This window comes from Extensimonas perlucida, assembly GCF_007655255.1.
Taxonomy (GTDB): domain Bacteria; phylum Pseudomonadota; class Gammaproteobacteria; order Burkholderiales; family Burkholderiaceae_C; genus Extensimonas; species Extensimonas perlucida.
Genome location: NZ_VMYE01000046.1, coordinates 1 through 1,449, shown reverse-complemented (window position 1 = coordinate 1,449; position 1,449 = coordinate 1). Strand labels below are relative to the sequence as shown.

Annotated in this window: 1 pseudogene; it reads right to left on the bottom strand. The window is 60.1% G+C overall.

Features of this window, described 5'->3' with window-relative positions:
- Positions 1-1,449, bottom strand: a pseudogene (locus FK527_RS17125) (Tn3-like element IS1071 family transposase); the annotation flags it as partial.

Genomic DNA, 1,449 nt, shown 5'->3' with positions numbered 1-1,449 from the left:
TGGCCTGGCGAATGCTGGTGGCAGACAATTGCGGAATCATGCGCGCGCATTCGACCGCAGTCAGACTGGTGCCGTGGGCCATGATGCCGGCATAGACCATCAGCAGCTCGTCGGTAGAGCGCGGCTCACGTCCGAGCATGATCCAGCTAAAGCGCACCTGGGCGTCAACGGCCAGAATCACTTCCGGCAATTGAACCTCACCGATGCGGTGATCCAAAGCCGCGCGCAGCTTGGTCACTTCTGGGTCTTCGTCCTCTGCGGGCAATGGCGACAAATGGAGTTCATCATCCACGCGCAGTACGCCACTGCGGGCTGCAGCGGCCACCGCATCGACACCGGCAGTTACTCTGGCCAGCAAAGGCTTCAAGAAAGTGGCAGCCTTGCTGGGTAACGATAGACGGGCATAGTGTTTCTTGGACTCTGCCTGCCAACGCTCGTCCGTGAAGAACAAGCGCGCACGACCCCGAAAGCTCAGGCTGTGCTCAATCCAGACCGAGCCATTGCGCACCGCGCGGCGCAGGGCAAACAGGGTGGCCACCTCCAACGCCTGAAACGCCCGTTCCCGGTCTGGGCTGGAGATCGAAACCTGCCAGATCATTCCCAGACTTGGTGCCACCACTTCAACTGGCAGCTTTCTGGATCCTTTGAGATATAAAGCTTGCAGCTTGGCAAGGTACTCGATGGCAGGATGCTCGCCGGTGGCCTGCCAGGGCAGCTTTGCAATGGCGACGAGCAACGACCGCACGGGGCGAATTCCATCAATCAATCCCTCGCGGACCAGGGAGGCCCTGCTCGGTGGTTTGCGTTTCTGGGTTTCGGTGATCAAGGCTTCAAGACGGGCACGCAACTCAGCATCTGGCACCGCACCTTGCGCGCTCAAGGCAACAAGTTCGCCGAGCAGCGTTTTGTACATTGCGGCCCAATTGACGGTAGCGGGGACATCGGCGGCAGCCTGACGCCACAGATCGGCGATCCGGCGCTGCACCATAAGGATCAACTGGTCTGTGGTGGTGAACAGGCAATACCGAAGAAAGCATGCGACCTCCACGGTGCGCGCTGGCTCTTTGATCTTGGCTCCGGCTGAGGGCGGCCTGGAGACAAGTCGGCGCGCGTAGCGGCGCAAGATGAGATCGGGGATGTCTGCCAGGTGCTTATGAACGTCCAGCGTGTAAAGCAGGTCGATGCGCTCCAGTACCTCGCTGATTTGGCGGGTTGAGTGTTTCGCCGGTGCAGCCCATAGCCAACTCTGCTGGGTTTGTCCATCTGGGCGCAGCTCTGAAACTGAGGCTCGCCAGCGATCAAGTGTTGCTGGATCAACGCTGGCGGCGATGGCGGTGCCTGTTTCAACTTCAAGCTGGGCAAGTGCCGCCGCAATCAGTGTCCGAATTGCCCGCTCGTGCACGATCACCAGCTTGTTCTTGTACAGCCATTGACGCGCCCGCACGAGTA